A 6,000-nucleotide genomic window follows, 5' to 3' on the forward strand; every position below is an offset into this window, starting at 1 on the left:
TTGTTTCAATTTTGAATCTAATTAACAAAAGTCTGTAACAATGGATATAAATAAAATTTTAAGCGCCGATGTCCTCGATATTATTTTCGATGGAAAAAATAAACAGTACGGTGCTTACGACTTGCGCAAATCGTACAACAGAAGGCTTACAAAAGCTTTGTTGATAACAGCAGCTATTGCGTTGTTAATATTTTTAGGTTCTGTATTTGCAAAATTTGTAGGCAAAAACAGTGCAGAAACTATTGACGTGGTAGATACACAAATGGCAGAGTTAAAAAAAGAACCGCCACCGCCTGTAGTACCGCCACCACCACCGCCAAAGCCGCCGCCACCTCCCGAAATTAACCAGGTAAAATTTACACCTCCTAAAATTGTAAAAGATGAAGAGGTAAAACCTGAAGAAAAAATTGAGGAGATAAAGGAAGACCAGGCCATCAGTACAAAAACTGTAGAAAGTGATAATAAAGAACAGGTAGTACAGGCACCGGTGGAAGATAAAGGAACTGGTGTAGTAGAAGTACCAAAAGTAGATGATGATGAAGGAAAGATATTTACCAAGGTGGAAGTAGAAGCTGGTTTCCCTGGTGGAGACAGGGCTTGGCGCAGCTATCTTGAAAAAAATCTTAATACTGAAGTACCCGGCGAAAACGGTGCACCAGAAGGTAACCTTACTGTAATAGTAAAATTTGTGGTGAGCAAAGATGGCAGCTTAAGCGATATTAGTTGTGAAACTGATCCGGGTTATGGTATTTGCCAGGAAGCAATAAGGGTTATTAAAAGAACCAAAAACTGGACACCTGCTATACAAAACGGACGTAATGTAAATGCATACCGTCGTCAGCCAATTACTTTTTCGGTTCAGCCTCAGTAAAATTTTCTTTTTAAAAATATTTCAAATCCTTTCGTTTAACGGAAGGATTTTTTTTGTGCTGTTGATTATGGAAAAGAATTGTTTTGCCGTCTCTTATAAAACTTACTACTATGGCCGAAATACAAACAGCAACAACCGCAAAACATAATAATGGTAAAAAATTAAATAAAAAAAGTACCCGTGTAGATCTAACCCCAATGGTTGATTTAGGTTTTTTATTACTTACTTTTTTTGTGTTTACTACTGCACTAACAAAGCCCACTGCAATGAATTTAATTGTACCTAATGATAAGGCATCTGAGCCTTCAGAAATTTGCGAAACTTGTGTACTTACCGTTATGCTGGGCAAAGACAATAAAATATTTTATTACGAGGGTATGCCAGAAAATAATCCTTTAATAAAAGAAACGGCTTTTACCACCGACGGAATTAGAAAAGTATTGTTAGCGAAATTAGCCGCAGTAAAAAATGCAAAAGGCACTGCAGATGATATGGTACTGATTATTAAACCAGGTGCTGAATCTGCATTTAAAAACTTTGTTGATATGGCTGATGAAGTTACCATCAATAACATCAAACATTATTTTATTGATGAGATAAACGAGGCAGATAAAAAATTACTGGCAAAAAATTAATGCCTAAAGTTCGGGCATAGTAAACACAGGCGGTATCTTTGCCGCATGCAAAACAATATTTCTGTTTGGGAAGATACCATTGTAGCGATTGCAACCCCACCGGGTATTGGTGCTATTGGTGTAATAAGGTTGAGTGGCCAACAGGCTATTGCAATCATAAATCAGTTGTTTCCTTCTAAAAATTTAAACGATCAATCATCGCACACACTTCATGTGGGTTTATTAAAAGCAGATGATGCAGTAATTGATGAAGTGGTGGTATCACTTTTTAAAAATCCTAAAAGTTATACCGGCGAAGATGTGGTAGAAATAAGCTGCCATGGAAGTGCTTATGTACAGCAGCATATAATGCAGGCCTGCATACACAAAGGCGCAAGACTGGCAAGAGCGGGAGAGTTTACCCAACGTGCTTTTTTAAATGGCAAGTTAGATTTAACACAGGCTGAATCGGTAGCAGATTTAATTGCAAGTAACAGTAATGCACAGCAGCAGGCAGCGCTTCACAATTTAAAAGGCGGTTTTAAAAATGATTTAATTGAGATAAGAGAAAAGCTGATTGAGTTTAGTGCATTAATGGAATTGGAATTAGATTTTGCCGAAGAAGATGTTGAGTTTGCCGACAGAAAAAAATTTAATGAACTTTTAGATAATTCTCTTCTGAAAATAAGCAGTCTTATTGATTCTTTTAATTTAGGAAATGTTATTGCTAATGGCGTAAAAGTTGCGATTATTGGTAAGCCCAATGCAGGTAAAAGCACTTTGCTGAATACTTTGCTAAATGATGAACGTGCTATTGTAAGCGCCATTGCCGGCACTACAAGAGATACGGTAGAAGAAACTATCAACATTAAAGGAATACTCTTTCATTTTATAGATACAGCAGGTATTAGAAGCCACTCACAGGATGAAATTGAAACTATTGGTATAAAAAAAAGCAGGGAAAAAATTGAACAGGCTGATATAGTTTTGATGATTGTAGAAGATACTGATATTGATACCGAACTGCTGCAAAGCATCAGGCACAAAAATTACATTGTGGTGGTAAATAAAATAGATGCCCATTTACCTGCTGTTAAAAAAAATGACTACTTATACATTTCTGCAAAAAATAAAACTGGTATCGAAGAGCTTACTGCTGCACTTTATAATAAAATAATTCTGCAGGAAATAAATACAGAAAATACGCTTATTACCAACACCAGGCATTTGGAACACCTGCAAAAAATAAAAGCCCATCTTTTATCTATACAACAAAATTTGCAGGCTAACCTTAGCACCGATTTAATTGCACCCGATATAAAACTTTGCCTGCAGCACATTGGCGAACTTACGGGTACAATTACTAACGAAAATGTTTTGGACTATGTGTTTAGTAAATTTTGTATCGGAAAATAAATATATCATTGTTTTAGTAAAACAGAAAAAAAAATCCCCAGCAATGTAAACAGGGGATTAAAAATTTGTATTGAAAAAAAATTATCTAAAACTTCTTCTCTCTTTTGGTGCGTAAGTTCTCTTTCTTTCTCTTGTAACGCCAGTACCTTCATCGTTGGGGCGTTTAAAACCACCATCAGCTTCATTCATACGAATAGTGCGGTTGTTGTAACGCTTGCCATCAATAGCGGTTATCATGCGTCCTGCTTCGGCTTTATCAATTTCTATCCAGCTGTTCATATCCCTCATATCAATTTTGCCAAGCACTTCTTTCTTTAAATTACTTTCATCTAAAATAAATTGTAAAAAACTGGCTTTGTAAAAACCATCTTTGGTACCAAGGTTTATGAACAGTCTTGTAAAACCATTATCCCTGCGGTTAAAATCTGTACGTTCTTTTCTGCTGCCGTCTCTTGCATCGCCACCTGTTGCAGGCTGCCTTCTTTCGCCACGAATATCGTTTCTGTTAAGGTCTTCCGCATTTTCGTAATACTTTAAAAAATGACTGAACTCTAAAGCGGCTACACGTTGCAGTACTTCTTCTTTTGTAACACCTGCAAATTTTTCCATCAGGTCGGGCATATACGTTTCGTAATCGCCATGGCTAACATCGGCCTGCATTAAAGTATCCATAAAATGAAAAAACTGTTTGCGGCAAACATCTTTACCACTTGGCACATCTACTTTATGAAACTGTGCGTTGATCATTCTTTCAAGCGACTTTATTTTAAAAGTTTCCCTGCTATGACATATAGAAAGACAAATACCGGTTTTGCCCGCTCTTCCTGTACGTCCGCTTCTGTGGGTGTACACTTCCATATCATCAGGTAATTCAAAATTGATAACATGTGTTACGCCATCCACATCAATCCCTCTGGCAGCCACATCGGTTGCAATTAATAATTGTAAACTTTTTGTACGGAACCGGCCCATTACTTTATCCCGTTGCTGTTGCGTAAGGTCGCCGTGCAGGGCTTCAATTTCGTAACCTGCTTTTGCTAAGCGTTCGCCAATTTCCTGTGCATCAATTTTTGTACGGGTAAAAATTATACCGTACATGCCGGGATTAAAATCTATTAATCTTTTTAATGCTTCGTAGCGGTGTTGTTGCGGCACTACAAAAAACTGGTGGTCAATATTTACATTACCACTGTTCTTTTTACCTACGGTAACTTCTTTAGGTGTTTCCATGTAGTTTTTGCTGATGGCCCTAACTTCTGGGGGCATGGTAGCACTGAATAACCAAATGCTTTCCCTGTTGATGGTATTCTTCAATACAAAATCAATATCATCTCTAAAACCCATGTTAAGCATTTCATCTGCTTCATCAAGTACTACGTATTTTACTTTTTGTAAGTCAATTGCTTTTCTTTCTATCAAATCAATTAATCTTCCCGGTGTGGCTACAACAATTTGTACGCCTTTTTTAAGGTTGCGTATTTGCATGGTGATTGACGCACCGCCATATACTGCTTCGGTAAAAATATTTTTACTGTGCTTTTTAAATTTCTCCAGGTCGTTGGTAATTTGCAAACACAATTCTCTTGTAGGGCAAACTACTAAAGCCTGTGCATGCCTTTCCGAGGGGTCAATTAATTGTAATAATGGCAAACCAAAAGCAGCAGTTTTTCCTGTACCGGTTTGAGCAAGACCAATAAAATCGGTTGTGCCCGATAATAGAACGGGTATTGCTTTTTGCTGAATTTCCGATGGAGTTTCAAATCCTAAATCGGCAACAGCTTGTACCAATTGTTCGTTTAAGCCTAAGGCTTCAAATGCATTCATTTAAATGTTGTTTTATTGATAGCCACATGTTTGTTTCCCTATACTTCGCCAAGCGAAATACTATTAGGATGGTGTCATGCTTTGGCCGTTGGAGTAAGTTCGTGGGTTATAAAATAAACCCGGTGTAAAAGCTATTGTCAACAGCAACTGAGCATGTCATGTAATTCTCAGTTATTAATAATTGGGCGCAAAGGTATGGTTTTTATCGGGTAAAACAATTATAATATCAAACTTTACGTTTAATAGTTTTAATTTTTATTGCAGTTAAACTAATTTTGAAAAATAAAGTCTTAAAAAACTATTGAATTGTATGCTAAAAATTTACCTGCTTATTTTTATAATTGCTGCTGGTTTTTCGGTTGCTGTTGCCCAAACAGATTCGCTTTCTGCAAAAGATAAAGCTATGCTGGATTCTATGATGGAGAATGATGAGTTTTTAAAAATGATGAAAGAGCAATCAAAAAATTCTGTTGATATAAGTATAGGCTTGGGTAATGGCGCATTCAGTTCTAACAATAATGCGGCTAATGCAACAGGTGTTGCTAATCAAATTATTTTTACTCCTTCAGTAATATACCATACTAAAGCAGGGTTTAGTTTTGGAATTACTGGTTTTTTAACTTCAGACAGTACAAATAAATTAGAATTGTATCAAACAGGTATTAGTGCTGCATACGATTATTTTGGAAAGAAAGTGCTGGCCGGTTTTTCGTACACCAGATATTTGAGTGATAAAAATAAATACAATTCAAAATCATTGTATCAAAATGATATTTACGGTTATATAAAAAGGGCTAAAGGGATTCTGCTGCCGGGGTTAGCACTAGGTTATACTAATGGAAATTACAAAGAAGTGGTTTTTAGAAGTGGGCTTTTTACCTATCCTGTTCTTAATTCAATTCCACGTCGTGACACAACTGTTCTTATATCCGGTTATGATTCTACAAATAATAAGACCAGTTATTTTTCCGTATCAGCAAACGTAGCGCATGATTTTAGTTTTTATAAAATATTTTCAAAAGATGATGCACTTGATTTTACCCCTTCTCTAATCGTTAATTTTGGAAGTGATAAAATTACTTCAACACATACCAATAAAATATTCGACCGGCTAAAAATTAAAAGACTTCAAAATAAGAAGCAAACGGAATCTGCCAATAAATTTCAACTGCAGTCTGTTGCTGCTTCTTTTGATTTTACTTATGGCATTGGTAAATTCTTTTTACAACCCAATGTTTATTTAGATTATTATTTGCCCGAAACCACTGCTACAAG

5 protein-coding genes are annotated in these 6,000 nt (G+C 36.1%); 4 read left to right on the forward strand and 1 reads right to left on the reverse strand.

All coding sequences use genetic code 11. The features are described from left to right. Positions 1–40 precede the first annotated feature (40 nt). The 3 genes from ACY651_RS06995 to mnmE all read left to right on the forward strand — a co-directional run bounded on the left by ACY651_RS06995 (position 41) and on the right by mnmE (position 2,901). Positions 41–871 carry an energy transducer TonB gene (locus tag ACY651_RS06995; RefSeq protein WP_462251081.1) on the forward strand — a complete coding sequence of 277 codons (831 nt, stop codon included), beginning with the start codon at positions 41–43 and terminating at the stop codon, positions 869–871. A 110-nt stretch (positions 872–981) separates the two neighbouring features. After that, positions 982–1,506 carry an ExbD/TolR family protein gene (locus ACY651_RS07000; protein ID WP_462251083.1) on the forward strand — a complete coding sequence of 175 codons (525 nt, stop codon included), beginning with the start codon at positions 982–984 and terminating at the stop codon, positions 1,504–1,506. A 45-nt stretch (positions 1,507–1,551) separates the two neighbouring features. Beyond that, complete coding sequence (mnmE, locus tag ACY651_RS07005) at positions 1,552–2,901, forward strand: tRNA uridine-5-carboxymethylaminomethyl(34) synthesis GTPase MnmE (protein ID WP_462251085.1); 1,350 nt, start codon at positions 1,552–1,554, stop codon at positions 2,899–2,901. 81 nt (positions 2,902–2,982) lie between these two features. On the opposite strand, the gene ACY651_RS07010 is transcribed toward mnmE, so the two are convergent. Then, positions 2,983–4,725 (reverse strand): DEAD/DEAH box helicase, encoded by a 1,743-nt coding sequence (locus ACY651_RS07010; RefSeq protein ID WP_462251087.1) that lies wholly within the window; start codon positions 4,723–4,725, stop codon positions 2,983–2,985. Between the two features lie 310 nt (positions 4,726–5,035). Between ACY651_RS07010 and ACY651_RS07015 the strand changes: the two genes are divergently transcribed. Beyond that, positions 5,036–6,000: hypothetical protein (locus ACY651_RS07015; RefSeq protein WP_462251089.1), on the forward strand; the 965-nt coding region annotated here is incomplete at its 3' end.

This window comes from Ferruginibacter sp. (genome assembly GCF_031391665.1).
Taxonomy (GTDB): Bacteria; Bacteroidota; Bacteroidia; order Chitinophagales; family Chitinophagaceae; genus Ferruginibacter.